The organism is Streptomyces sp. NBC_01017, from assembly GCF_045162795.1.
GTDB classification, from domain to species: domain Bacteria; phylum Actinomycetota; class Actinomycetes; order Streptomycetales; family Streptomycetaceae; genus Streptomyces; species Streptomyces machairae.
The window spans coordinates 8,962,483-8,986,293 of sequence record NZ_CP108683.1 but is presented as its reverse complement, the minus strand read 5'-3'; the positions used below and the strand labels follow the sequence as shown (position 1 = coordinate 8,986,293).

21 protein-coding genes are annotated in these 23,811 nt (G+C 72.7%); 9 read left to right on the top strand and 12 right to left on the bottom strand.

Annotation, left to right across the window (positions count from 1 at the left end; all coding sequences use genetic code 11):
* The first annotated feature begins 132 nt into the window (after nucleotides 1-132).
* The 3 genes from OG331_RS41270 (at nucleotide 133) to OG331_RS41260 (ending at nucleotide 5,664) form a co-directional block, all read left to right on the top strand.
* A complete protein-coding gene (locus tag OG331_RS41270) occupies nucleotides 133-1,542 on the top strand; it encodes an SWIM zinc finger family protein (protein ID WP_406206583.1) in 1,410 nt (469 codons plus the stop codon).
* Complete coding sequence (locus tag OG331_RS41265; protein WP_406206581.1) at nucleotides 1,539-4,205, top strand: DUF6493 family protein; 2,667 nt, start codon at nucleotides 1,539-1,541, stop codon at nucleotides 4,203-4,205. Before OG331_RS41270 ends, OG331_RS41265 begins: the two co-directional genes overlap by 4 nt.
* A gap of 97 nt (nucleotides 4,206-4,302) precedes the next feature.
* Nucleotides 4,303-5,664, top strand: coding sequence for a GNAT family N-acetyltransferase (locus OG331_RS41260; protein ID WP_406206578.1), 1,362 nt, complete (start codon nucleotides 4,303-4,305; stop codon nucleotides 5,662-5,664).
* Here the strand turns inward: OG331_RS41260 and OG331_RS41255 are convergent.
* On the bottom strand, nucleotides 5,612-6,910 hold the full coding sequence (locus OG331_RS41255; protein ID WP_406206576.1) for a trans-sulfuration enzyme family protein: 1,299 nt from the start codon (nucleotides 6,908-6,910) through the stop codon (nucleotides 5,612-5,614). The two genes, OG331_RS41260 and OG331_RS41255, sit on opposite strands and share 53 nt — an antisense overlap.
* Nucleotides 6,911-7,027: 117 nt before the next feature.
* On the opposite strand from OG331_RS41255, the gene OG331_RS41250 reads away from it, so the two are divergent.
* Nucleotides 7,028-7,534 (top strand): Lrp/AsnC family transcriptional regulator, encoded by a 507-nt coding sequence (locus OG331_RS41250; protein ID WP_406206573.1) that lies wholly within the window; start codon nucleotides 7,028-7,030, stop codon nucleotides 7,532-7,534.
* A gap of 64 nt (nucleotides 7,535-7,598) precedes the next feature.
* Nucleotides 7,599-9,287 (top strand): DUF885 domain-containing protein, encoded by a 1,689-nt coding sequence (locus tag OG331_RS41245; protein ID WP_406206570.1) that lies wholly within the window; start codon nucleotides 7,599-7,601, stop codon nucleotides 9,285-9,287.
* Between the two features lie 83 nt (nucleotides 9,288-9,370).
* Here OG331_RS41245 and OG331_RS41240 read toward each other — a convergent pair whose 3' ends face one another.
* The 3 genes from OG331_RS41240 to OG331_RS41230 all read right to left on the bottom strand — a co-directional run bounded on the left by OG331_RS41240 (nucleotide 9,371) and on the right by OG331_RS41230 (nucleotide 11,317).
* Entirely contained in the window at nucleotides 9,371-10,204 is an 834-nt protein-coding gene (locus OG331_RS41240) for an SDR family oxidoreductase (RefSeq protein ID WP_406206567.1), read from the bottom strand.
* Between the two features lie 63 nt (nucleotides 10,205-10,267).
* Nucleotides 10,268-10,783, bottom strand: coding sequence for an immunity 21 family protein (locus tag OG331_RS41235; RefSeq protein ID WP_406206564.1), 516 nt, complete (start codon nucleotides 10,781-10,783; stop codon nucleotides 10,268-10,270).
* Between the two features lie 57 nt (nucleotides 10,784-10,840).
* Nucleotides 10,841-11,317, bottom strand: a complete 477-nt coding sequence (locus tag OG331_RS41230) for a rhodanese-like domain-containing protein (protein WP_406206561.1) — start codon at nucleotides 11,315-11,317, stop codon at nucleotides 10,841-10,843.
* 94 nt (nucleotides 11,318-11,411) lie between these two features.
* On the opposite strand from OG331_RS41230, the gene OG331_RS41225 reads away from it, so the two are divergent.
* Nucleotides 11,412-11,858, top strand: coding sequence for an Lrp/AsnC family transcriptional regulator (locus OG331_RS41225; RefSeq protein WP_328883076.1), 447 nt, complete (start codon nucleotides 11,412-11,414; stop codon nucleotides 11,856-11,858).
* A gap of 2 nt (nucleotides 11,859-11,860) precedes the next feature.
* Here OG331_RS41225 and OG331_RS41220 read toward each other — a convergent pair whose 3' ends face one another.
* The 5 genes from OG331_RS41220 to OG331_RS41200 all read right to left on the bottom strand — a co-directional run bounded on the left by OG331_RS41220 (nucleotide 11,861) and on the right by OG331_RS41200 (nucleotide 18,171).
* Nucleotides 11,861-14,857, bottom strand: coding sequence for an AAA family ATPase (locus OG331_RS41220; RefSeq protein ID WP_406206558.1), 2,997 nt, complete (start codon nucleotides 14,855-14,857; stop codon nucleotides 11,861-11,863).
* Nucleotides 14,854-16,017, bottom strand: a complete 1,164-nt coding sequence (locus OG331_RS41215) for an exonuclease SbcCD subunit D (protein ID WP_406206556.1) — start codon at nucleotides 16,015-16,017, stop codon at nucleotides 14,854-14,856. Before OG331_RS41215 ends, OG331_RS41220 begins: the two co-directional genes overlap by 4 nt.
* Before the next feature lie 145 nt (nucleotides 16,018-16,162).
* Complete coding sequence (locus OG331_RS41210) at nucleotides 16,163-16,789, bottom strand: YigZ family protein (protein ID WP_406206553.1); 627 nt, start codon at nucleotides 16,787-16,789, stop codon at nucleotides 16,163-16,165.
* 75 nt (nucleotides 16,790-16,864) lie between these two features.
* Complete coding sequence (locus tag OG331_RS41205) at nucleotides 16,865-17,410, bottom strand: SixA phosphatase family protein (protein WP_406206550.1); 546 nt, start codon at nucleotides 17,408-17,410, stop codon at nucleotides 16,865-16,867.
* Nucleotides 17,407-18,171 carry a hypothetical protein gene (locus OG331_RS41200; protein ID WP_406206547.1) on the bottom strand — a complete coding sequence of 255 codons (765 nt, stop codon included), beginning with the start codon at nucleotides 18,169-18,171 and terminating at the stop codon, nucleotides 17,407-17,409. Before OG331_RS41200 ends, OG331_RS41205 begins: the two co-directional genes overlap by 4 nt.
* A 305-nt stretch (nucleotides 18,172-18,476) precedes the next feature.
* Between OG331_RS41200 and OG331_RS41195 the strand changes: the two genes are divergently transcribed.
* Entirely contained in the window at nucleotides 18,477-18,896 is a 420-nt protein-coding gene (locus OG331_RS41195) for a CoA-binding protein (RefSeq protein WP_363036842.1), read from the top strand.
* Nucleotides 18,897-18,995: 99 nt separating this feature from the next.
* Nucleotides 18,996-20,219 (top strand): 4-hydroxybenzoate 3-monooxygenase, encoded by a 1,224-nt coding sequence (locus OG331_RS41190; protein WP_406206544.1) that lies wholly within the window; start codon nucleotides 18,996-18,998, stop codon nucleotides 20,217-20,219.
* Here the strand turns inward: OG331_RS41190 and OG331_RS41185 are convergent, their stop codons facing one another.
* The gene (locus OG331_RS41185) at nucleotides 20,220-21,605 is read right to left on the bottom strand and encodes an SMI1/KNR4 family protein (RefSeq protein ID WP_406206541.1); all 1,386 of its coding nucleotides are present in this window, start codon (nucleotides 21,603-21,605) and stop codon (nucleotides 20,220-20,222) included. It lies immediately after the preceding gene.
* 96 nt (nucleotides 21,606-21,701) lie between these two features.
* Nucleotides 21,702-22,061 carry an ArsR/SmtB family transcription factor gene (locus tag OG331_RS41180; protein WP_389447529.1) on the bottom strand — a complete coding sequence of 120 codons (360 nt, stop codon included), beginning with the start codon at nucleotides 22,059-22,061 and terminating at the stop codon, nucleotides 21,702-21,704.
* An 84-nt stretch (nucleotides 22,062-22,145) separates the two neighbouring features.
* Here OG331_RS41180 and OG331_RS41175 point away from each other — a divergent pair, with 84 nt between their 5' ends.
* Nucleotides 22,146-23,243 carry a cation diffusion facilitator family transporter gene (locus tag OG331_RS41175; protein WP_406206538.1) on the top strand — a complete coding sequence of 366 codons (1,098 nt, stop codon included), beginning with the start codon at nucleotides 22,146-22,148 and terminating at the stop codon, nucleotides 23,241-23,243.
* Nucleotides 23,244-23,253: 10 nt separating this feature from the next.
* On the opposite strand, the gene OG331_RS41170 is transcribed toward OG331_RS41175, so the two are convergent.
* A complete protein-coding gene (locus tag OG331_RS41170; RefSeq protein WP_406206536.1) occupies nucleotides 23,254-23,811 on the bottom strand; it encodes a YbaK/EbsC family protein in 558 nt (185 codons plus the stop codon).

Sequence of the window (23,811 nt, the reverse complement as noted above, 5' to 3'; positions counted from 1 at the left end):
AAGGCCGTAGCCTGGAATCCGTGCCGCGCACCGGTGTCATCCCCCGGGGCGCGGCACGGTCGTATACCCCGTCCCGGACGGTGTTTTCGCAGGTCAGAGTCCATTGTCAGTGGTCGCCTCTACGGTTTTTCCATGACGCGATCTTTGCAGGCCGTGGCCTACAGCCGACCCTCCGTGCTGGAGTCCGCAGCGGACGGACAGCGCCTGGGGCTCGAGACCTCACGGGGTGCGACGCCCTCGGGCGTGGAGGACCATCCGCGGTTCTTCGCAGGCTTCCTGACGTCCCCTCAGGTGGCCTCCGCCGGGCTGCTCGCGGTGGCCGACGTGGCCGCGGCGCGGTACTACCAGCGGCAGCTGCGCGCCTCTCTCGACCCGGTGGTGACGGGGAACGGCGACCGGCTGCGCTTCGAGTCCTTCTCCGGCTGCTGCGGGGTGTACGCCCGCCTGGACGTGCTGGAGTCGGGCCTGGACGGCGGCGAGGTCGGACACGGCACGACGAACGTCGACGTCAACAACCCCCTGCGCGAGGCCCTGTCGAAGATCGGCGCGGACGATCCGCTCCATCTGCGGGTGGGACCGGAGGAGTTGGCGGTGACCACGCTGGACGGCCCGGTCGTGGAGAAGAAGGTGCCGCTCCCCGACCGCTGGCTGCGGGGCTTCGCGGATGCGCAGGTGATAGCGGCCGGCTTCGACCTGCGGGCCGAGCTGCCGGCCGCGGAGGCCGTGCGGTTCCTGCGGGCGCTGCCGCGCGGTGGGGCGCGGGGCGCCTCGATCGGCGCGCGATGGGTGGTGTCTTCGGGGAGCGGGCTGCGGCCGACCACGCGCGCGGTGCCCGGTGCGGTGTGCCTGCCCGGCCCCGAGCGGCTGGTCGCGCTCCAGCGGGTACTGAGGCATGCCACGGCCCTGCGGGTCTACGGCCCTTCGGTCACGGGCGGCGCCGCCGCGACGGCGAGTGCCTGGGAGGTGGTCCTGCCGGGCATGCGACTGACCCTGACACTGTCGCCCGACGCCTCGCGCGGCTTCTCCGGCGAGGGCGGTGTCCTGGACGCCCTCGCGGCGGACGAGGCAGCCGAGGACGCGGAGCTGATCGCGGTACTCCTCGCGTGGGAGCCTCGCGTCGACGTGGCCGACCTGGCCGCCGCCTCGGGGCTCACGCCCGAGCGCGTCCGGGCGGCGCTGGTCCGCCTGGGCACGTCGGGGCGGGTCGGATACGACACTGCGGAGGCGGCCTACTTCCACCGGGAGCTGCCGTACGACGCCGAGCGCGTGGAGCGCCACAACCCGCGGCTGCGTTCGGCACAGGCGCTGGTGGCGGCGGGCGCGGTCGCGCTGGACGGGGCCGTCGGGACGGTGACGGCCGAGGACGGGCATGTGCACCGGGTGCGCGACGCGGCGGGCGTGCTCAGCTGCAGCTGTCTGTGGTGGGCGAAGTACCGGGGCGGGCGCGGGCCGTGCAAGCACGCGCTGGCGGTGCGGATGGTGCGGCGGGGCATCGCCGCTGCGGAGCGGGACATGGCACGAGTCGACGGGGGTGCGCGATGAGTTCGCTGATGGAAGCGGTCCGGGCCGGGCGGACGGCCGAGGTGGTGAGCCTGCTGGACGGGATGACGGATGCCGAACGACGGGCGGTCTTCCCGGAGTTGAAGGCGCTGCGCAAGGAGCTGAGGGCGGATCAGTGGACCGCGCAGGCCCGCAGCGCCTATCCCGCCCTGCACGCGGCGGGGACCGCCTGCCAGACCGGTGCGGCCGGTGTGGCGAGTTGGCTGGCGGCCTCCGACATGCGCTGGTGGCCCGCTCCGCCCGGGGTGCTGATCGACCTCCTGGGCGACCGGTCCCCCGGCTGGCTCGGCGACGTGGCGCACCGGCTGGCCGAGCGGCCGACCAGTTCGCGTGTGCCGTATGAGCTGATGGCAGGACTGGTACGGCTCTCCGGCTGCCCGGTGCCGACCACGGAGGCCTATGTCCACGGGTGGGTGGAGCACATCGGCCATGTGTGGCAGCGCGGTGACACGATCCTGGACCGGCTGCGCAAGGACCCGCACCTCGCGCAGCTCACGGCCGCGCTCTTCGAGACGAGTGAGATCGGCAGCCGTCTGGCATGGACCGCGGACGAGGGTCCGAACAGCTGGACCGAGGTGCTGGCGACGCTCACCGCCGACGGCGTCCTCGACCGGAAGCCGACGGTCGACGCGTGCGTGGCCCGGCTGCTGCGGGGAGGCGGTCCGGCCGCCGACCACCGGGTGTTCCTGCGCATGCTGCGCGCACTCGCACTCACCCGGGACGAGGAGCGGGAGCACACGGCCGAGTGGCTGGCTCTGGCTTCCGACGCCGCGTCCGTGGTGGCCGCGCACGCCCAGTCGGTGCTGGCGTCGCTGGCCCTGGACGGTGAACTGACCACCCGTCAACTGGCCGAGATGTCGGGCGCGGTCCTCTTCCGCACCGAGAGGAAGCTCGTGCGCGCCCAACTGGTCCTGCTGGGCAAGGCGCTCGCCCGCGACGCGTCCGCCGCCGATGAGCTGCTGCCCACCGCCGCCCAGGCCTTCGGACACGAGGACTCGGACGTGCAGGAGCGGGCACTGAAGCTGGTGGAACGGCATGCGGGCAAGGTCGGCACGGCCGAGACACGGGAGGAACTCGCCTCGGCGGCCACGCAGTTGATCCCCCCGCTCCGGATGCGTGCGGCCCAGAGTCTGGGTGCGGAGTCCGAGGCGTCGGAGCCGGTGCCCTACGAGGAGGCGCTGCCGCCCGCACCGGAGCCCGTGCGCCTCATGCCCGCGCCCGAGTCCGCGGAGGAACTGGCCGAAGAAGTCGGGGCGTTGCTCGCGTCCCACGGTGACGTGGCGGCGTTCGAGCGGGCCCTGGACGGGCTCGTGCGTCATGCGTACCGCGAGCGGGACGGGCTGCTGGAGGCGCTGGCCCCCGTCGTGGTGTGCCCCTGGTGGGACGGGCGGGAGCAGTCGTTTGCGTACAGCGCGGACGCCTACTTCATCAGGTACAACGGCCTGATCAACGCCGCGCACGGTCTCGAACTCCTACTGGCGACGCTGCGGGGGATGGTGCTCACGACCACGCTCCACAAGGCCCTCCACCGCGGGACCGTCACCATCGACTGCGGCCACAGCCCTCTCACCCGGGCCTTCGAGGCCCGCATCTGGGAGGTGGCGTACCGCATCCGCACCGAGCCTCTGCCGTTCCTGCTGTCCACGCCCACCTGGGGCACGGGCCTGCTGGAGCCGGACGAGCTGGTGACGCGTCTCGACGAGTACCGGCGGCTCGGCGCACGGGTGTCGGAGGCCGACTTCGCGCAGGCGCTGCTGCGGGTCCGACGCGGCGACCGTGCGGTGGCCGAGGCGGCCGCGGAGCGGGCGGCGGCGCTGGGCACGCCGCAGGGGACGCGTCTCGCCGAGTGGCTGGAAGCCGGGGCTCCGGCCGCGCCCGCGTTCCGGCGGCAGACGTCAGGGGACCGCATACTCGTCGAATCCGGGGAGATCGCCGAGTGGCAGGGTGACTTCCCAGCCGGATTCCGTCCGTTGGGACGGCCCGTGAGCTTCGACCGGGACCACTGGCACTGCTGGCACGGGGGCGAGGGCATGCGCCGGCACTGGCTGGCCCTGCTGCCGGAGCAGCGTGAACTCGTGGCGGTCAGAATGCTGCGCGAACTGTCGGCGGTCGCCGTCGACGACACCCGGGGCGAGGCGGAGGTCCTGCCGCAGCTGGCCGAATCGGGCGGTGAGGCCGGTGATGCGGTGCACCTGGCCGTGGCGTACGGGCTCGGTGCGCGGCACCCGGAGGACCGGCTCGCCGCCGTGGACGCCCTGCTGGTGCTGGCGGCGCGCGGGCAGCTCGACGGCGCCCGGATGGGCGCGGATCTGGGGCAGTTGGTGCGACGCGGGGCACTGAAGCCGTCGCGGCTCGTGGAGTCGGCGCGCACGGCGGCGGCCACGGGGGCGAACGCCACCGTCTGGGGGATGCTCCGGCATACTCTTCCCGTCCTCCTCGCGGACGTCGCAACCAGCGGCACGACCAGCGCGACGACCGCGCCCCCACGAGGACTCGCGGATCTCGTGGCCGTCGCTGCGGAATGCGCCGAGCGAACGGGGGCACGCGGGGAACTGCCGCATCTGGCGCGGACAGCGGATCGCCGTGGCTCGTCGCGGCTCGTGGCCCAGGCTCGGCGCCTGCGCAGTACATTGGCGGCTGCGTGACGTGACGAGAAGGGTAGAAAACAAGACAAAAAGGTTCTTTACCGCCCGGTCACAAAGCGTTCGTGATCACGCAACACCGTTCCTTCACAGTGGGTGCATGAGTCGAGACATATCTGATGTGACGCGTGCGAAATCCGGACGTTCTGTCCACCCCTGGCGGAGGAACGTCGTCCAGGTCGCCGAACTCTTCACGGCGGGGTTCCACTCATGGTGGTCACGCCGCCACGGTCACGCGCCTCCGACGGGCGATACCGGTGCCCGGCCGCGCCCTGACGCGCAGGCCGGGCCGTCGGAACCGTCGCCGGAGACGTCCGCGGCGGTGACCGATGAAGGCGCCCTCTGGCGGATGCGGACGACAGTGCAGGACGAACCGGGGTCGCTGGCCGTGCTGTGCACGGCCCTCGCCGGGCTGCGGGTGGACATACTGAGCCTGCAGACGCATCCGCTGGCCGAGGGCACGGTGGACGAGTTCCTGCTCCGTGCGCCCGGCGGGCTCACGGCAGCCGACATCGCCCGTGCGGTCTCGGAAGCCGGCGGTGCCGGGACCTGGATCGAGCGTGCCGACGCCCACGACCTGGTGGACGCGCCGACCCGGGTGCTGGGGCTTGCCACCCGTACCGCGCTCGATGCCGCCGAACTACCGCTGGCACTGCGGCAGTTGCTCGGCCGGTGCACCATTCGCTCGCTGCCCGCAAGGCCTGCCGTGGGCGGAAGGGGCCCCGAACCGCTCCCGGTGGAGGGCGCGCTCGAGGACACCGTGATGCGGCTGCGGGCGCCGGAAGGCGGAGTGATCACCGTGGAGCGGCCGTATCTGCCGTTCACGCCGACCGAGTTCGCGCGGGCGCGGGCCCTCGTGGAGCTGGACGCCCGGCTCGGCCCGCGCGTGCCGCGCAGCGAGGACGTGCTGACGCTGCCCGAGGGCAATGACATCACGGTGCGCCGAGCGGACACCGGTGACGTTCGGGCCGCCAAGGAGATGCACGAGCGGTGCTCGACGCGGACGCTCGGGATGCGGTACCACGGGCCGGTCGGTGACGCGGACCGCTATCTGAAACACCTGCTCAGCCCCCGCTTCGGCCGCACGATCGCCGTGCAGACCGCGTCGGGGCGCATCGTCGGGCTCGGCCACCTGCTGTGGGACGGCGACGAGACGGAGGTCGCGCTGCTCGTCGAGGACGCCTGGCAGCGGCGCGGCATCGGCAGCGAGTTGCTGCGCAGGCTGGTGGGGATGGCGGTCGAGGCGCGCTGCGAGAGCGTGTACGCCGTGACGCAGTCGTCCAACACCGGCATGGTCGCCGCGATGCGCGCCCTGGGGCTCCCCCTCGACTATCAGATCGAGGAGGGGACCCTGGTGATCACGGCCCGCCTGGCTGCGTCGGATGTCGAGCCGGAGGGCGCCGTGGGGGTTACGGGGCGACTGTCGAGTGCGGGTGGGACGGGGAGGGTCGAAGCGCCGTAGAGGCCAGGGGCCGGTTGACGGCCGCGGGTGTGCTGTGGCTGGGCGTGCCCTGCGGCCGGGCCGCACGTCGTGCCGGCCCCGCGCCCTTTTCCGGGCGCGCCGGCGTTCCCAGCGCTGCGTCGAGATCCGCCCACAGGTCCTCGACGTCTTCGAGCCCCACCGACATCCGCAGCAGTCGGTCGCTCACTCCGGCGTCGCGTCGGTCGTCCGCGTCGACGATGCGGTGGCTGATGGACGCCGGGTGCTGGATGAGGGTGTCGACGCTGCCGAGGCTCACGGCGGGGGTGATCAGGCGGACGTCGGCGATGACCTCGTGCGGGTCGCCGTGGACCTCGAAGGCGATCATGGCGCCGCCGATGCGCGGATAGTGGACGCGGGCGACGCGCGGGTCGTCGGCGAGACGGCGGGCGAGTTCGGCGGCGCTCGCCGAGGCGGCCCGTACCCGCACCGGGAGGGTCGACAGGCCCCGCAGCAGCAGATAGCCGGCCAGCGGATGCAGGACACCGCCCGTGGCGAACCGTATCTGCCGCAGCCGCCCGGCGAACTCCTCGTCGCAGGCCACCACGCCCGCCATCACGTCCCCGTGCCCGCCGAGGTACTTGGTGGCGCTGTGCAGCACGAGCCGCGCACCCTGTTCCGCGGGGCGCTGGAGCACCGGGGTGGCGAACGTGTTGTCCGCGAGCAGCGGCACGGAGCCGCAGGCGTGCGCCACGGCCCGCAGGTCCACCTCGGTGAGCGTGGGATTCGCCGGGGACTCGACCATCACCAGGCCGGTGTCCGGACGCAGTGCCTCCGCGATTCCGGCCGGGTCGGTCCAGGTCACCTCCGAGCCCAGCACTCCGGCGGTGAGCAGATGGTCGCTGCAGCCGTACAGGGGGCGTACGGCGACGACGTGGCGCAGGCCCATCGAGGCGCGTACGAGCAGAACGGCGCTCAGTGCCGCCATCCCGCTGGCGAAGGCGACCGACGCCTCGGTGCCCTCCAGCCGGGCGAGGGCGGTCTCGAAGCGGGCGACGGTCGGATTGCCCAGGCGGCCGTAGACGGGTGGGCCGTCCGGCTCGGCGCCGGTGGTGGCGAAGGCGTCGATGCGGGCGGCCTCGCCGCGGCTGTCGTAGGAGGGGTAGGTGGTGGACAGGTCGATCGGCGGAGCGTGCAGGCCCTGCCGGGCGAGGTCGTCGCGGCCGGCGTGCACGGCCTCGGTGGCGAGTGCTCTCGGTGCGGTGCGTACGTCGTCGTACCCGTGCATAAGGTCGTATGCCTCCCTGCTCGCTGGGTCCATGGGCAGCCATAACTCAAGGCCGAACAGCGGAAGACTGAACAGCGGGCGGGGTTCAGTGGTGGAGGACCGTGTTACGTTCGGCCAATGGCCGAATCTGTCGTACTGGATCCGGTCGATCTGCATCTGCTACGGCTCCTGCAGAACGACGCCCGGACCACCTACCGCGACCTCGCCACGCAGATCGGGGTCGCGCCGTCGACGTGTCTGGACCGGGTGACGCGGCTGCGCCGTTCGGGCGTGATCCTCGGCCATCAGCTCCGGCTGGACCCGGCCAAGCTGGGCCGTGGGCTTCAGGCGCTGCTGTCCGTGCAGGTCAGGCCGCATCGGCGGGAGCTGGTGGGACCGTTCGTGGAGCGGATCCGGGCGATGCCGGAGTCGCTGACCGTCTTCCATCTGACCGGGCCGGACGACTATCTGGTCCACGTCGCGGTCGCGGACATGGCGGATCTGCAGCGGCTGGTGCTGGACGAGTTCACGTCCCGGCGCGAAGTGGCGAGGGTGGAGACCCGGTTGATCTTCCAGCAGTGGGACTGCGGGCCGCTTCTGCCACATGACGTGCCGGAGAACACGCCCTCAGCGAAATCGGGCTGATGTAGGACAGGCGCCGGCGAAACCGGGCTGACGCGGCGCCGGTCGCCGTATGAGGATGGACCGCATGTCTGAGACCAACAGCCCGCTGCCCCGTGAGGTCGCCGACGCGTACGTCGACGAGCTCATCGCCCTCGACCCGGTGACCGGTACGTACCTCGGCGTGAAGGAGAGTTCGAGCAAGCTTCCCGACCTCTCGCCCGCGGGTCAGGAGGCGCTCGCGGACCTCTCGCGGGCCACGCTCGCCCGGCTCGACGAGGCCGAGCGGCGGCCCGGCGCGGACAGTGACATCGAGCGCCGGTGCGCGCGCCTGCTGCGCGAGCGGCTCACCGCGGAACTCGCCGTGCACGAGTCCGACGAAGGCCTGCGCGCGGTCGGCAACATGGCCACGCCCGCGCATTCGGTGCGCGAGATCTTCACCGTCACCCCGAATCAGACCGACGAGGACTGGGTCGCGATCGCCGAGCGGCTGCGTGCCGTGCCGGTCGCGTACGCGGGCTACCGCGAGTCCCTCGCGCTGGGCCTGGAACGCAAGCTGTACGCGGCCCCGCGTCCCACCGCCACGTTCGTCGAGCAGCTCACCGAGTGGTCCGACACGGGTGAAGGGCATGGCTGGTTCGAGGACTTCGTGTCGGCCGGGCCCGATGCGCTGCGCGCGGAGCTGGACGAGGCCGCCCGCGGGGCCACGGCCGCCGTGGTGGAGCTGCGGGACTGGATGCGCGACGTGTACGCGCCGGCGATCGAGAGCGCCCCGAACACGGTCGGCCGCGAGCGCTACGCCCGCTGGGCGCGCTACTTCAACGGCACGGACCTCGACCTGGACGAGGCGTACGCGTACGGCTGGTCCGAGTACCACCGGCTGCTCGGCGAGATGAAGAAGGAGGCGGAGAAGATCCTTCCCGGCGCCGCGACCCCATGGGTGGCGCTGGCGAACCTCGACGAGCACGGCCACCACATCGAGGGCGTCGACGAGGTCCGCGACTGGCTCCAGGGCCTGATGGACGAGGCGATCGAGAAGCTCGACGGCACGCATTTCGAACTCGCCGAGCCGGTACGCAAGGTGGAGTCCTGCATCGCCCCGCCCGGCGGCGCGGCGGCGCCCTACTACACGGCCCCCTCCGAGGACTTCTCACGGCCGGGCCGCACCTGGCTGCCGACCATGGGGCAGACCCGCTTCCCGGTCTACGACCTGGTCTCGACCTGGTACCACGAGGGCGTGCCGGGCCATCACCTCCAGCTCGCGCAGTGGACGTACGTCGCCGGGGACCTCTCCCGCTACCAGGCCACCATCGGCGGGGTCAGCGCCAACGCCGAGGGCTGGGCGCTGTACGCGGAGCGGCTCATGGACGAGCTCGGTTTCCTCACGGACCCGGAGCACCGGCTCGGTTACCTCGACGCGCAGATGATGCGGGCCGCCCGGGTCATCGTCGACATCGGCATGCACCTGGAGCTGGAGATCCCGGCCGACTCCCCGTTCCGCCCGGGTGAGCGCTGGACTCCGGAGCTCGCCCAGGAGTTCTTCGGCGCGCACAGCAGCCGTCCGGCGGACTTCGTGGAGAGCGAGCTGACCCGCTATCTGACGATTCCGGGCCAGGCCATCGGCTACAAGCTCGGTGAGCGGGCGTGGCTGCTGGGCCGCGAGAAGGCACGCGAGCGGCGCGGCGACGCCTTCGACCTCAAGGCGTGGCACATGGCGGCCCTGTCCCAGGGTTCCCTGGGCCTGGACGACCTGGTGGACGAGCTGGCCCGGCTCTGAGGTGGACGCCGGCGCCTGCTGCGGAAGTCAACCCCTGCCGCACGCGCCGGCATCGCCGCCCCCTCGACGCCGTCATCGCACCCTCAACGCCCGAATCCGCCCTCGGAGTTGATGACCTCACCGGTGATCCAGCCCGCCTCGTCCGTCGCCAGCCAGGCGATGAGGCGGGCGGGGTCGTCGGGCATGCCCCACCGGCCGGTCGGGAAGCGGGCGGCCACGGCCTCGTACGCCTCGCCCGTCAGGTAGTCCGTGTCCACCGGGCCGGGGTTGACGGTGTTCACCGTGATGCCTTGTTCGGCGAGCGTGGTCGAGAGCGAGCGGGTGATCGAGGCCAGTGCGCCCTTCTGAAGGGCGTAGGCGATCTCCCCCGGCATGCCGCCCGCGATGTCCTGCCCGGAGGTCATCATCACGACGCGGCCGCCGGGACCGGCCGGCCTCAGCCGGGCGTGGGCCTGGACGAGAAGCAGTACGGCGCGGGTGTCGACCGCCCAGTGCTCGTCGAGCATCGCGGCGTCGATCTCGCCGAGGGTGCCGTCGGAGCCGCTGACGGCGTGGTTGGCGATCAGGATGTCGAGCCTTCCGCCGAGTGCCGCGGCGGCCGTGGCGATCAGCTCGGCGGGCGCGGCCGGGTCGGACAGGTCACCGGGTCCCGCGAGGACCCGGGCCTCGGGGTCGCCGAGCGCCTCACGCACGGAGGCGACGACGTCGTCCGGGCTGTCGGCTCCCCAGGGCATGGCGGCGTCGTGCGGCACATGGTGGTGCAGATAGACGCTCGCCCCGTACGCGGCGAGCCGCCGTGCCACCGCATGACCGATGCCGGCGCGCCTGCTGGCCCCGGTGACCAGAGCGGTCCGGCCGCGCAGGGGCAGGGGGTCGCGGCGCAGGTCTTGGGGGGTGGGGTGCGGTAGTCGGGGCATGACAGATCATGATGGTGATCCGCCGGGTGCGGCGCACCTGGATATTCACCCATCCACGTGGCGTCAGTGCGGCAGCCGTCGCAGTTGGACGAGCCCCAGCCAGATCTCCGGGCCTGGCTGCACCTGGGCGGCTCGGACGGCGTACGCCCCCGGTTCCAGGGCCACTCGCAGATGCTCGGTGCGTTCCGTCTCCCGTCCGGGCCAGGCGGAGTCGAACAGGACGACCGTTCCCGGCACTTTCCAGCGCACTTCGCTTCCCCAGACCGCCGTGGCGAGGGCGTCCGGAACCCGGGCCAGCAGTTCCGCTTCGGAGTCGGCCGCGCACCACCGCACGAAGATGCCCTGGTCGGGCAGGTAGGAGGTCGAGGCGGGCTCGTCGCCGAACACCAGTGCCGCGCTGTCTCCGACGGGCAGGAGTCCGACGAAGCCGTCGATCTCGCAGGCCCGGTCGTAGTCCGAGGCCGTCTCGTCACCGTCCGCGCCCGCCCAGAAGGGCAGCACCGTCTCCGGCACCGCTATCAGCGGGCCGCCGCCCGACTCCACCCACTCCACCACGCCCGGTTCCGCGTATCGCACCATGGCAGCAGAACCTACACGCACCGCGTTGCGCTCAGATCACCCTCACCAACTCACGCCTCAGCAGCCGCAGTTGTCGGCACCCGCTCGCGGTGCGGTCAGCGGGTCGGCCTCCCGACGCTCCCGCCCCCGCCAGGTCTCGTACTCGAAGCCCTCACGCGCCCAGTACTCGAAACCTCCCAGCATCTCCTTGACCTGGTAGCCGAGTTCGGCGAGGGCCAGGGCGGCGCGGGTGGCGCCGTTGCAGCCGGGGCCCCAGCAGTACGTCACGACGGGTACGGACCTGTCGAGGAGCTGCGCTGCCTGCTCGGGGATCAGCGCGGTGGGGAGGTGGATCGCGCCGGGGATGTGGCCCTGGTCCCAGGACTCGGTGGAACGGGAGTCCAGGACGACGAAGCCGGGGTCGGCGTCGGCCGCGAGTGCGGCGGCGACGTCGGACACGTCGGCGTGGAAGACGAGGCTCGCGCGGAAGTGGGCGGCGGCGTCGGCAGGCGTGGCGGGCGCGACGCGCAGGACAGCGTTGGGCGTAGTCGTCATGACTGGAAATCTACGACCGGTGATCCACGCTCTGAAGAGGAATTCCCTTGCGCTCCTCTTGTTCCACCGGGGAATTTCCTGCTATTCCTCGCCCATGACCGCGTATTCCCCGGACGCCACCGACTGGCGCATCCTCGACGTCCTCCAGCGCGACGGCCGCGCCAGTTTCGCCGAGCTCGCTCGTGCCGTGTCCATGTCCGCGAGCGCGGTCACCGAACGGGTGCGTCGGCTGGAGGAGGCGGGCGTCATCCAGGGCTATGCCGCCGTGGTGGACCCCGAGCGGCTGGGCCTGCCGATCCTGGCCTTCGTCCGCCTTCGGTACCCGAACGGCAACTACAAGCCGTTCCACGACCTGGTCGCCGCGACGCCCGAGATTCTGGAGGCCCATCACGTCACCGGCGACGACTGTTTCGTCATCAAGGTCACGGCCCGTTCGATGCGGCATCTGGAGGAGGTGTCCGGCAAGATCGGCACACTGGGCTCGGTGACGACGAGCGTCGTCTACTCGTCCCCTCTGCCCCGCCGCCCGCTCGGCCACTGACGTCATCCGACACCCCGCTGCCGCAGCACCGACCCCGTTCTCCCCTTCACGACCTCCAACTGCGCATGGATCCGCCGCCGCAGATCGGGGACATGGCTGACGATCCCGACGCTGCGGTCGCGCTCGCGCAGTGAGTCGAGGACATCGAGGACCTCGTCGAGGGTCTGGTCGTCGAGGCTGCCGAAGCCCTCGTCGATGAAGAGCGTGTCCAGGCGGACCCCGCCGGCCTCGTCGGTCACGACGTCCGCGAGACCGAGAGCGAGGGCGAGAGAGGCGAAGAACGTCTCACCGCCCGACAGCGTCGCCGTGTCCCGCTCCCGCCCCGTCCAGGCGTCGACGACATGCAGCCCGAGCCCGCTGCGGCCACGGCCGGCCCGGTCGTCGGAGTGGACGAGGGTGTAGCGGCCGGACGACATGCGTTGCAGCCGCACGGTCGCGGCGGCGGCGACCTGTTCGAGGCGGGCAGCCAGGACGTACGACTCCAGGCGCATCTTGCGTTCGTTGTCCGACGAGGTTCCGGCCGTGAGCGTGGCGAGGCGGGCCACGCGGTCGTACTCCTGGCGCAGCGGGGCGAGTTGGCGCACGGCGGCGGTCGCGCGCGTGGACAGCCGGTCGAGCTCGGTGCAGCGCCGGCCGGCGGCGTCACGCGCGGAGGCGGCGTCGCGGGCCCGCTGGACCGCTGCGGAAGCGGCCCGCTCCGCGGACCCCACCTCGGCCGGCGGCTGCTGGGCGGCGGCAGCGGTGTCGGCCTCGGCGAGGACCGCGCGTACAGCGGACTCTTCGGACTGCCAGGCGTCCAGCCGTCGTTGCAGGTCGCGGTGGGCGGCGTCGTCGAGGAGCGCGGCGGCCGCGGCGTGCGGGGTGTCGAAGCCCGCGCGGAAGGCGGCGTCGGCCAGGCGGGCATCGGCGTCCTTGAGCCGTTGGGCGACGTCCTCGGCGACGCGCGCGGTGTCGGCGGCGTCGGTGAGCAGCTCGGCCTGCCGCTCCAGTTGGGCGGCTCGCGCGGCCACGCTCGCGGCGGCGCCGCGGGCCTGGGCCAACTCACCCTCCAGGGTGGCCCGTTCCCGGTCCAGACGCTCGCGGTGGCCCACCCGGGAGGCGACTCTGACCGCCGCCCGTTGCCGGTCGGCGGTCCGCTGCTCGTACTCCGCCTCGGCCCGGCGCAGCTCCTCATGTGCCGGATGCAGGGCGGAGGCGTCCCGGCGAGCCTGCGCCCACAGGCGCTCCAGCTCCTCGCAGTGCGCGGCGAGTTGGCCGGTCGGCGAGTCGCCGGCCTCGGCGGTGGCAGCGGCGAGCGCCTCGCGTACGACGCCCAGGTGCCGTTCCTTCTCGCTGTGCCGTTCCTCCGCCTGCTGGTAGGCGGTCAGCGCGCGCTCCTCCGCGTCCCGGTCCACGTGCCCGGCGTCCTTGCGGGCGGGGGCGGGGTGGTCGGTGGCGCCGCAGACCGCGCAGGGTTCGCCGTCCTGCAGCTGGGCGGCCAGTTCGGCGGCGATGCCGTTCAGCCGCTGTTCCTTGACGTCGAGCCAGTGCGCCTTGGCGTCGAGCACCTGTTCCTGGGCGAGCCGGGCCTGTTCGGCGGCGGCGTCCGTGTCCCCGGCGAGCTGGTCCCGCATCCGCGCGGCACCGAGCCGCTGCTGCGCGGGCTCACGCTGTACGGCGAGCTGCTCGGCCCGGGTCGCGGCGTCCTGGGCGGTGTCGATCCGGGCCTGGAGTGCGGCGCGGCTGTCCTCCCAACCGGCGAGCCAGTCCTCGGCGTCCTGTAGCAGGCCCTCGTCGGCCCGCTCCTGACGGTCCAGCTCGTCGCGCTCGTCGACGAGTTCGGCCAGTCGCTGCTCACCGCGACGCGCCGACTCCAGTCCGCCCAGTTCCTCGGCCGCCCGGCGCGCGGCCACCGCGAGCCCGGCGGCGCCGGCCCCCGCGAAGGTCTCCGGCAGCAGTACACGCGCGCGTGCCTCGGCCGCCGCCGCCCGTCGGTGCTCCGCCTCGGCCGCGTCGCGCAGCTCCAGCGCGGGCGCCACGGCCTCCGCCTTGCGGGACCGCTCCATCCGGACCTGCGCCTGGCGGTAGCCGTCGGCACGCTCCTCCAGCAGCGCGGCCCGCTCCGTTGCCTCGGCGAACCTCCGCTGCAGCCGGGCCACTTCGCGTACGTCGGCCAGGGCGCGATCGGCGGCCGCCTGGGCGGACTCGGCGGCCAGCAGGCGGCAGTGGGCGCCGGTCAGCTGCTCGCGGGCCGTGCTGCGGGCGATGGCGGCAGCACCGAGGATGGCCTCGGCAAGGCCCGGCTCGCCCGGTGCGAGGTCCGGCGGCAACTGCATGGCGTTTCCCGCCGCCTGCTGCATCCGGTGGGCGTCGGCCAGCAACGCGGCGTCGCCGTCCCGCACCTGCGCCTCGGCCGCCCGTCGGCGCTCGGCGAGGCGCTTCTCCACCTCGGCGAAACGGTGGGTGTCGAAGAGCCGGCCCAGCAGCTTTCCGCGCGCCTCGGCGTCGGCGCGCAGGAAGCGCGCGAAGTCGCCCTGGGGCAACAGCACGACCTGGCAGAACTGCTCGCGGCTCATGCCGAGCAGCTGGGTGATCTCCTCGCCGATCTCCTGGTGCGAACGGCTGAGGTCCTTCCAGCTCCCGGCCTGCACGTCGTACTCACGCAGCCAGGTCTGCGCCTTGTCGAGCGTCGTGCCCGAGCCGCGCTTCTTCGGGCGCTCCCAGGGCGGTTGCCGGGTGACCTCCAACCGGCGTCCGGCAACGGTGAGTTCGAGCCGGACCTCCGTGCGCGTGCCGGCCGCGGCGTGGTCGCTGCGCAGGGTCATGCCCTGGCCGCTCTGACGGGCACCCGGCACGGAGCCGTAGAGCGCATAGCAGACGGCGTCCAGGACGGAGGTCTTGCCGGCGCCGGTCGGTCCGTGCAGCAGGAAGAGGCCGGCCAGGGACAGCGCGTCGAAGTCGACGGTCTGCGAACCTCCGAAGGGCCCGAAGGCCGTCACGTCGAGGCGATGGAGCCTCACCGCGCCACCTCCCGCACAACCTCGTCGGCCCGCGCCGCGTCGAAGGCGTCCCTCAGCACGCCCTGTTCGTGCTCGTCCGGTCCGGCCCCGCGCACATGCGCCACGAAGTCCTCCGCGATCTCCTGATCGCTCCTGCCCGCGAGCCGCTGCGCATAGGACACCTCGGGATCGTCGGGCGCGCGCTCGGGGTCGAAGACGAGGCTGAGCGTGTGCGGGAAGCGCTCGGCGAGGCGGGCCATGGGGTCCGCCGGGCGCACCGCGTCCGTGAGCGTCGCCTCGACCCAGGCCTCCTCGCACCGCGTGAGCGCCGGGTCGGCGAGCAGGTCCTCCAGCGTGCCCCGGATCCGGGCCAGCGCGCGCGGCACCGGGCACTCGACCCGCTCGGCGGTGACCGCTCCGTCGGCGTCCAGGTCGACGAGCCACATGCTCTTGCGGTGATCGGCCTCCGAGAAGGAGTACGGCAGCGGCGAGCCCGAGTAGCGGACGCGCTCGGTGATGGTCTGGCAGCCGTGGAGGTGGCCCAGCGCCGCGTAGTCGACGCCGTCGAAGACCCCCGCGGGCACCGCGGCCACCCCGCCGACGGTGATGTCCCGCTCGCTGTCGCTGGCCTCGCCCCCGGTGACGAAGGCATGCGCGAGGACGACGGACCGCGTGCCACACGCGCGTGCCGTGAGGTCGTCGCGCACTCGGTCCATCGCGGCGGCGAGCACTGCCTCGTGCCCGGGCTTGTCGACGCCGAACTCGTCCTTCACCAGGGCGGGTTCGAGATACGGAAGCCCGTAGAAGGCCACATCGCCGAAGTCGTCCCGGAACACGACCGGCGTCCCGCACGCCGACGGCTCGGTCCGCAGATGGACACCCGCGCGGCCGATCAGCCCGGCTCCCACACCGAGCCGACGCGCCGAGTCATGATTCCCGGAGATCATCACGGTGGGCACACCGAGGTCGGCGAGCCGGTGCAGGGCGTCGTCGAACAGCTCGACCGCGGCCAGTGGCGGAACCGCCCGGTCGTACACGTCTCCCGACACGACCACCGCGTCCACACCGCGCTCACGCACGGTCGCGACGAGGTGACCGATGAACTCGGCCTGGGCCCCGAGCATGTTCACCCGGTGGAACGCCCTGCCGAGATGCCAGTCGGAAGTGTGCAGCAGCCTCATGATCCCCGAGACTAACGGCCGGGTCCGACAGCACGGGCGGTTACTCCCGTATCGCCCCGTCATGACAGGGGCGCCATACGCCCGTTACGGACATTTCACACAGCACGCCCTGCCCGCCGTGCAGCACGCCGCGCCGCCCAGCCCCTCACGCGTCCCCGTACGCCTCTCCCCCGAGCTCGAACCCCGCCGCCCCCGCCGTCGCGTCCGCGAGCCACGCGCGAAACGACTCCACGTCGGCGTCCGGCAGACCGATCTCGATCGTGACCGCCTCCCCGTACCGCACGTCCCGGACCTCGCGCCCGGTCGACCTGAGGTCGTTCTCCACCTTGCCCGCGCGCTGGTGGTCGACGGTCACCGTGGCCAGCCGGAAGCGGCGGCGGGTGAGCGTGCCGAGCTCGTCCATCGCCTGTCCCACGGCGCCGCCGTAGGCCCGGATGAGCCCGCCCGCGCCGAGCTTCACGCCGCCGTAGTAGCGGGTGACGACGGCGACGACGTACCGCATGTCGCGGCGCAGCAGCATCTGGAGCATCGGGACGCCGGCGGTGCCGCCCGGTTCGCCGTCGTCGCCGGCCTTCTGGATCGCGGCGTCGGCGCCGATGACGTAGGCCCAGCAGTTGTGGGTGGCGTCAGCGTGCTCCTTGCGGATGCCTGCGATGAAGTCCTGGGCCTCCTGTTCGGTGGCCGCCGGGGCGAGCGCACAGATGAAGCGTGAGCGGTTGACCTCGGTCTCGTGCACGCCCGCGTGGGCGACTGTGCGGTACTCGTCCTGCATCCGGCCAGCCTATGCCGAGCTTCCGCCAACCCTCGTCCCGAGGCCTGAGCCCTGAGGCCCGAGCCGGGGATCGGTTCACGTCGGCTTCTTGCCTCGCGCCACCATCACCGCCGTCAGCAACGCCGTGCCCGGCGTGAGAGCACGCCAGGTGGTGCCGTGCCAGGCGAGTACGGCGATCGCCGACGTCGGAAACTTCGTACGGACCTCGGCGAGCGCGCCGTCGAGGTCGTCGCCCGCGAGGTCGAGGACGAGTTCCTCCAGGCCGGGGTTGTGCCCCACCAGCAGCAGCGTCTCGACCTCGGCAGACACCTCGTGCACGACCGCCAGCAGGTCGGGCACGTCGGCCGCGTACAGTCGCGGATCGTGACGCACCGGTGGCGGTGTGCCCCACTGGGAGGCCGCCAGGTCCCAGGTCGCACGCGCGCGTACGGCGGTCGAGCACAGGGCGAGGTCCGGCAGACAGTCGGCCTCGGCGAGCATCCGGCCGGCGACCGGGGCGTCGCGGCGGCCGCGTGGGGCGAGCGGGCGTTCGTGGTCGGCGACACCGTCCGGCCAGGCGGACTTGGCGTGCCGCAGGACGACCAGGCGGCGCAGCGGACTCGCTCCCATGCGCGTGCTCACGCCGGGCTTCCCAGGTCGCGCGCGAGGTCGAGGCCGAGGAGCCGGTCGGCGTAGGCGTACGTCTCGAAGCGGGCGCCGTCCGAGAGCTCCGGCGCGGTCTCCACCCAGCGCAGGACGCCGAGCACGCCGGGTACGTCGAGGTCGTCCTCCCAGGCCGTACGCAGCTCTGTGCGCACCTCGTCGGGGATGGGCCGTGACGGCCGCTGCGCCCAGCCGGCAACGGCACGGCGCCAGCGGGCGAGGGTGTCGTGGGCTTCGGCCAGCGCGGCCACGTCGAGCCGTACGGGCACGTCTCTGCGCCGGGACAGCAGTGCGAGGCGCAGGGCGGCGGGGTCGCCCTCCCGCGGCGGCGCCTCCGAGCGCACGGGCGCGACGGCGACCCGTACGCCGTCGGGTTCCGCGTCACCGCCTTCACGCACGACGTGGATCACCTGCGCCTCGCCCAGGCCGCCCGAGGCCGCGTCCCGGCCGTCCTCGAAGGGCCGGATGCCGAGCGCCGCGGCGCCCGCCCGGAGCTCCGCCTGCTGCCGCTCCTCGTCGAGCAGCGCCCAGACCGGCGTACCGCCGAGCTCCAGGGCGCGGACGAGGAGGTCGGCGACGAGGAGCACCCGCAGGGCGGTGACGTCGAAGCCCTCCGTATGCGCCTCGATGCGGGTCAGGCCGCGGCGGGCGGGCGCGGCGTCGACGGGCTTGCCGGTTCGGGCGTCGATGATGCGCAGCACGGAGCGAGCGTAGGCGCCCGCGCGGTCGTAAGCAGCCATCCGGCCCGCTTTCCGGTCAGCGTGGCGGGCGTCGGGTCCGCCCGGAGTTCGCTGGTCATCCATAGTCGTACGGCCCATTCACGCGCGCGAGGCGTCTGTCGTACCCGGGCATCGCCACCCCCTGCCGTGCGGACTGCCCGAACGGTACTGCGCACCTGCCCGCCCGGACAGGAGTTCGGGCCAGGGTTCCCAGGATCCGCGGCGTGTCGGGGAATCCTCGTGGGCCGTCGGCCGTTGTGGGTCATGAGAACAGCTGGACGGCAGTTGTACGAATCACTGGTACGTACGAAGCAGGGAGGCCGACGGTGTACGGCGACGAGGCAGCGGTCCGCAGGATCCTCACCGAACTGGGCGACACCTGGGCCGTCGTGGGCCTGTCGTCGAACGAGCGGCGGGCGGCGTACGGGGTCGCCGATGTGCTGCAGCGCTACGGCAAGCGCATCGTGCCCGTTCATCCCAAGGCCGAGACGGTCCATGGCGAGCGCGGCTATGCCTCCTTGGCGGACATCCCCTTCGACGTGGACGTGGTCGACGTCTTCGTGAACAGCGACCTCGCCGGCCCGATCGCCGACGACGCGGTCGCCAAGGGCGCGAAGGCGGTCTGGTTCCAGCTGGGCGTCATCGACGAGGCGGCGTACGAGCGCACGCGCGCGGCGGGACTGGAGATGGTCATGGACCGCTGCCCGGCGATCGAGATACCGCGCCTCGGCCGTCCCCACCACTGAGTCGCCGCCGCGCCGAGCTGCCGTCTCACTGCGCCGCCACTGCACCGAGCCGCCTCCGGGAGCCTCCCCTCCCCACGACGACCACCCCATAATGCTCGGGTGACTTCCGCCTCTCCCCACCCCAACTCCAGCGCCCCGCACCGCTTTCCGGTCGTCGTCGTGGGCGCCGGCCCGGCCGGTCTCACCCTCGGGAACATCCTGCGGGCGGCGTCCGTCGACTGTCTGGTCCTGGAGATCGAGACACGCCAGTTCATCGAGCAGCGGCCGCGTGCCGGCGTCATCGAGGAGTGGGCCGTACGCGGACTCCAGCGGCGCGGCCTCGCCGACACGCTGCTGGAGCGGGCACAGCGGCACACCGAGTGCGAGTTCCGGTTCGCCGGGGAGCGCTACCGGTTCGAGTACGCACAGCTGACGGGCGCTCATCACTGGGTCTACCCCCAGCAGTTCCTGGTGACGGACCTGGTGCGCGAGTACGCGGACGTGCGCGGCGGCGCCATACGGTTCGGTGTGCGGGACGTACAACTGCACGACCTCGACACCGAGCGCCCCTCGGTGTCGTACACCTGCCCGGAGACGGGACAGCGGGAGATCGTGCACTGCGACTTCGTGGCGGGCTGTGACGGGGCGCGCGGAGTGACGCGGGCGGCCCTGCCTGCCGACCGGGCCCGCATCTCCCGCAGCGACTACGGCATCGGCTGGCTGGCGCTGCTCGCCGAGGCGCCGCCGTCCTCGGACTGCGTTCTGTTCGGCATGCATCCCAGCGGGTTCGCCGGGCACATGCCGCGCAGCGCCGAGGTGACCCGCTACTACCTCGAGTGCCCGCCCGGCGACGACCCGGAGAACTGGTCGCACGACCGGGTCTGGACGGAGCTGCAGCAACGGCTCGGGGCGAACGGCGCCCCGCCGCTGACGGAGGGGCGTCTCATCGAGAAGCGTGTCCTCGACATGCACAACTACGTGGTCGAGCCCATGGTGTTCGGCCGCCTCTTCCTGGCCGGCGACGCCGCCCACCTGACCGCCCCCATCGCCGCGAAGGGCATGAATCTCGCCCTGCACGACGCCTTCCTGCTCGGCGACGGACTCGTCGCCCACCTGACGAAGGGCGACAGCACCGGCCTGGACGGCTACTCGCAGGCCTGCCTGAACCGGGTGTGGGACTACCAGGAGTTCTCCCACTGGCTCTCGGAGGTCTACCACGGCACGTCCTCGGGCGACCCGTACCGCGCGGGCACCACCCTCGCGCGCCTCCGCCGCATCTTCGGCTCCCCGACGGCCGCGATGGCGTTCGCGGAGCAGTACCTGGGCAAGCACGCAGACGCCTGACTACGCCACCTCGGGACCGAGGTCGCCTTCGAGGACGGTCCGGGTGATCGGGGGACGGTCCCACAGGGCGAGGATCTCGTTGGCGAGGTCCACGATCGGGAGCGGGTGCGGGGCCCCGTCCACCTGGATGGCGGCGGCCGACAGGCTGCGCGGGACGGCACCGGCGGCGAGCAGGACGCGCCACTCCTGAGGACCGAGCTCCAGGAACTCCAGCCCGGTCAGTTTGGCGATCTCCTGCGGATCGGCGAGTGTGCCGGGGTATGCGGTGAGGGTGCGCAGGCGGGGCAGGCCGGTGAGGGGCGCGAGGCTGAACGGCTCACCGTCCCACACGCCGATGCTCAGCGCTTCCAGCTCGGGGTGGGCGGCGGCCTGGATGCTGGTCAGGCTGCTGCTGTTGACCCGCACCACGGCCGACGGCCGGTCCCCGCGAGAGTCGCCGCCCGCTTCCCCGCTCTCCCCGTTCAGCACCAGATCGGTCAGCGAGTCGGCGAGCAGTTCGGCGCCGATGTTCCACTCGTGGCCGACCATGACGATCTGCCCGAGGTGGCCGCGCGGACCGGGTGTCAGGTCGACCGCGATACGGTCGCCGCCACCGTTGCCGCCGAAGACGATCCAGCCGGGTGAGCCGACCAGTCGCTGCACCGCGGCGTCGGGCGGGGTGACGACCGCCTCCATCGCCGCGAACTCCCAGCGGCACGGGCGGGAGGAGGCATCGGCGACGAACAGGTCCTCCAGCGCGAGGAGTTCACAGCCGACTGCGTCGTAGACGACTTCCGCCGTCTCGTAGTCGCCCCAGTCCGCCCACCGCGCCCGCGTCACCCGGTAGAGCGCCTTGAGTTCGTCGGGCAGCGTGACGCCGAGGCGCGCTTCCGCGGCGGCGATCTCCGCCTCGGTGGCGCCGATGGCGTCGGGGAGCCGCTCGCGCAGGGTCCGTTCCAGCTGCGCCGGGTCCGCCGACGGCGCCGGCACCGCGCCGGGCATCGGATCGGGCAGGCGGCGCCACGGCTCGGCCACGGCGTCCTCGACCAGGAGGAGCGAGCCCGGGTACGGCCCGGCGATACCGGGATCCGCGGCGGGACCACAACTGATCAGACGGAGCACGGTCCGACCCGCCGGCGAGATCTCGGCCACGAAGGCGATGTCGTCGGTGTCGGCCTCCAGAAGAGCGTTGCGCACCACCTCGACCGCGTCCCACTCGTCCTGCATGTCCTCGACCTGGGCGGCTCGTCCCGGCTCCGGTGACCGGCGCCGCACGGGCACGCTCCACCCGTACACACCGATCCGGCCGGTCACATGGCCGCCCGGAGCGGCCAAGCGCTCCTCGTTGCTCGCCCGCAGGACCCGCAGGATGGGTTCCCAGGTCGCGAAGTCATGTATCGAGGGCAACGGTGGCCTCCGGTCGTTCCGTCGGTCGTGACGGAGCCGATCATCGCCGGGTTCGGCCGTTTCGGCCGTTCATCCGCTGGTGCTGGGCGACCGGCTTCAGTCGTGCAGCGGCCGGTCGCTGAGCCGGTGGTCCGCCACGTTCAGCGCCTCGTCGACGAGGCGGCGCAGATGACCGTCGCCGAGCGAGTAGATCACCCGTCGGCCCTCCTTGCGCGTGTTCACCAGACCGGCGAGACGCAGCCGCGCCAGATGCTGGCTGACGGCGGGCCGGGCCGCGCCGCAGGCCTCGGTGAGGGTCGTGACGTCGGCCTCGCCGGCCGTCAGTGCGTGCAGCAGCGTGAGACGGGTGCGGTCCCCGAGCAGGGCGAGGAGTTCGGCGGCGAGTGCGAACTGTTCCTCGCCCGGGGTGCGCGGGTGCGCATCGTGCGCAGTTGATAGGTGCATGCGTGCGCTCATACGCACATAATGGCCTCGTGGACGGCCCGCGTCCACACCCGCGCAACAGACCTCCACACACTCAGGCGACGGAAGGGGAACGCCGTGGGCGACCTGCACGAGCACGAGCACCACCACGGGCACGGTCACGACCGGGGCCCGGCGAGCGAGCACGAGCACGCGCACGACCATCCCCACCCGCACGACCACTCCCCCACCGGCCTCCGCCACCGCCTCGCCCACCTCTTCACCCCCCACTCCCACGAGACGGCCGACAAGCTCGACTCCGCGCTGGAGTCCTCGGCCCGCGGCATGCGCGCCCTGTGGGTCTCGCTGGCGGTCCTCGGGCTGACGGCGCTCGCCCAGGCGGTCGTCGTGGTCGCGTCCGGGTCGGTGGCGCTGCTCGGCGACACGGTGCACAACACCGCGGACGCGCTGACGGCCGTGCCGCTCGGGATCGCCTTCGTACTGGGCCGGCGCGCGGCAACTCGCCGCTTCACCTACGGCTATGGACGGGCGGAGGATCTCGCGGGCATCGCCATCGTGCTGACGATCGCCGCGTCCGCGGCCTTTGCGGCGTGGACGGCCGTCGACCGCCTCCTCGACCCCCGCCCCATGCAGCAGATCCCGGCGGTGGCCGTGGCGGCACTCGTCGGGTTCGCGGGCAACGAGTGGGTGGCCCGCTACCGGATCCGGGTCGGCCGGGCGATCGGCTCGGCCGCACTCGTGGCGGACGGCCTGCACGCCCGGACGGACGGCTTCACCTCACTGGCCGTCCTGTTGGGCGCGGGCGGTGCGGCGCTGGGCTGGCAACTCGCGGACCCGATCGTGGGGTTGGCGATCACGGCCGCGATCACGCTGGTGCTGCGGGACGCCGCGCGCGAGGTGTTCCGGCGGGTGATGGACGCCGTGGACCCGGCCCTGGTGGACCGGGCCGAGCAGGCACTGCGGGAGGTCGAGGGCGTACGAGAGATCGGCGAGTTGCGGTTGCGCTGGATCGGGCACCGGCTGCGCGCCGAGGTGGCGGTCGTCGTGGACGGCGAGGCGACGGTACGGCAGGCACACGCCATCGCCGTCGACGCCGAACACGCGCTGCTGCACGCCGTGCCCCGGCTCACCTCGGCCCTGGTCCACGCCGACCCGGCACCGGTGCCGGGCGAGGCGGATCCGCACCACGCCCTCGCCCACCACACCGCGGCCTGAACCCGCGTACTCAGGAGACGCCGAGCCCCTCCAGTACGACCGCCCCCGGCAGCTCGGCGAACGCCTTGCCCGGCACGAGCAGCTTGCCGCGCCGCCGGCCGCTGCCGACCAGGACGTACGGCAGATCGAGGACGGCCGAGTCCACCAGCACCGGCCAGCCGTCGGGCAGCCCGATCGGGGTGATGCCGCCGTACTCCATGCCGGTCTCGCTCGTCGCCGTGTCCATCGAGGCGAACGAGGCCTTACGGGCGCCCAGTTGACGGCGCACCACGCCATTGACGTCGACCCGGGTGGTGGAGAGCACGACACACGCGGCCAGGGACGTCTCGCCGCCGCGCTTGCCGGCGACGACAACGCAGTTCGCCGACTGTTCGAGCAGCTCCCGCCCGTAGTGCTCCACGAACACGGCGGTGTCGGCCCACTGCGGATCGGTCTCGACGTAGATGATCTGCTCGGCGGGGACGCTGCCGTGCCACTGGCGTACGGCGTCGGCGACCGGTCGGGTGAGCTCGTCGAGGCAGTCCGGGGCGGGAACGGCGTGGTCGAAGTGTCCGATGGGTGCGTCCAT

Coding starts and splice junctions, on each gene's coding strand:
- OG331_RS41215 (WP_406206556.1), bottom strand. CDS start 16,017: ATGAGGCTGCTGCACACTTCCGACTGGCATCTCGGCAGGGCGTTCCAC.
- OG331_RS41260 (WP_406206578.1), top strand. CDS start 4,303: ATGAGTCGAGACATATCTGATGTGACGCGTGCGAAATCCGGACGTTCT.
- OG331_RS41230 (WP_406206561.1), bottom strand. CDS start 11,317: ATGACGACTACGCCCAACGCTGTCCTGCGCGTCGCGCCCGCCACGCCT.
- OG331_RS41245 (WP_406206570.1), top strand. CDS start 7,599: ATGTCTGAGACCAACAGCCCGCTGCCCCGTGAGGTCGCCGACGCGTAC.
- OG331_RS41235 (WP_406206564.1), bottom strand. CDS start 10,783: ATGGTGCGATACGCGGAACCGGGCGTGGTGGAGTGGGTGGAGTCGGGC.
- OG331_RS41250 (WP_406206573.1), top strand. CDS start 7,028: ATGGCCGAATCTGTCGTACTGGATCCGGTCGATCTGCATCTGCTACGG.
- OG331_RS41255 (WP_406206576.1), bottom strand. CDS start 6,910: ATGCACGGGTACGACGACGTACGCACCGCACCGAGAGCACTCGCCACC.
- OG331_RS41225 (WP_328883076.1), top strand. CDS start 11,412: ATGACCGCGTATTCCCCGGACGCCACCGACTGGCGCATCCTCGACGTC.
- OG331_RS41170 (WP_406206536.1), bottom strand. CDS start 23,811: ATGGACGCACCCATCGGACACTTCGACCACGCCGTTCCCGCCCCGGAC.
- OG331_RS41210 (WP_406206553.1), bottom strand. CDS start 16,789: ATGCAGGACGAGTACCGCACAGTCGCCCACGCGGGCGTGCACGAGACC.
- OG331_RS41200 (WP_406206547.1), bottom strand. CDS start 18,171: ATGGCTGCTTACGACCGCGCGGGCGCCTACGCTCGCTCCGTGCTGCGC.
- OG331_RS41240 (WP_406206567.1), bottom strand. CDS start 10,204: ATGCCCCGACTACCGCACCCCACCCCCCAAGACCTGCGCCGCGACCCC.
- OG331_RS41265 (WP_406206581.1), top strand. CDS start 1,539: ATGAGTTCGCTGATGGAAGCGGTCCGGGCCGGGCGGACGGCCGAGGTG.
- OG331_RS41180 (WP_389447529.1), bottom strand. CDS start 22,061: ATGAGCGCACGCATGCACCTATCAACTGCGCACGATGCGCACCCGCGC.
- OG331_RS41270 (WP_406206583.1), top strand. CDS start 133: ATGACGCGATCTTTGCAGGCCGTGGCCTACAGCCGACCCTCCGTGCTG.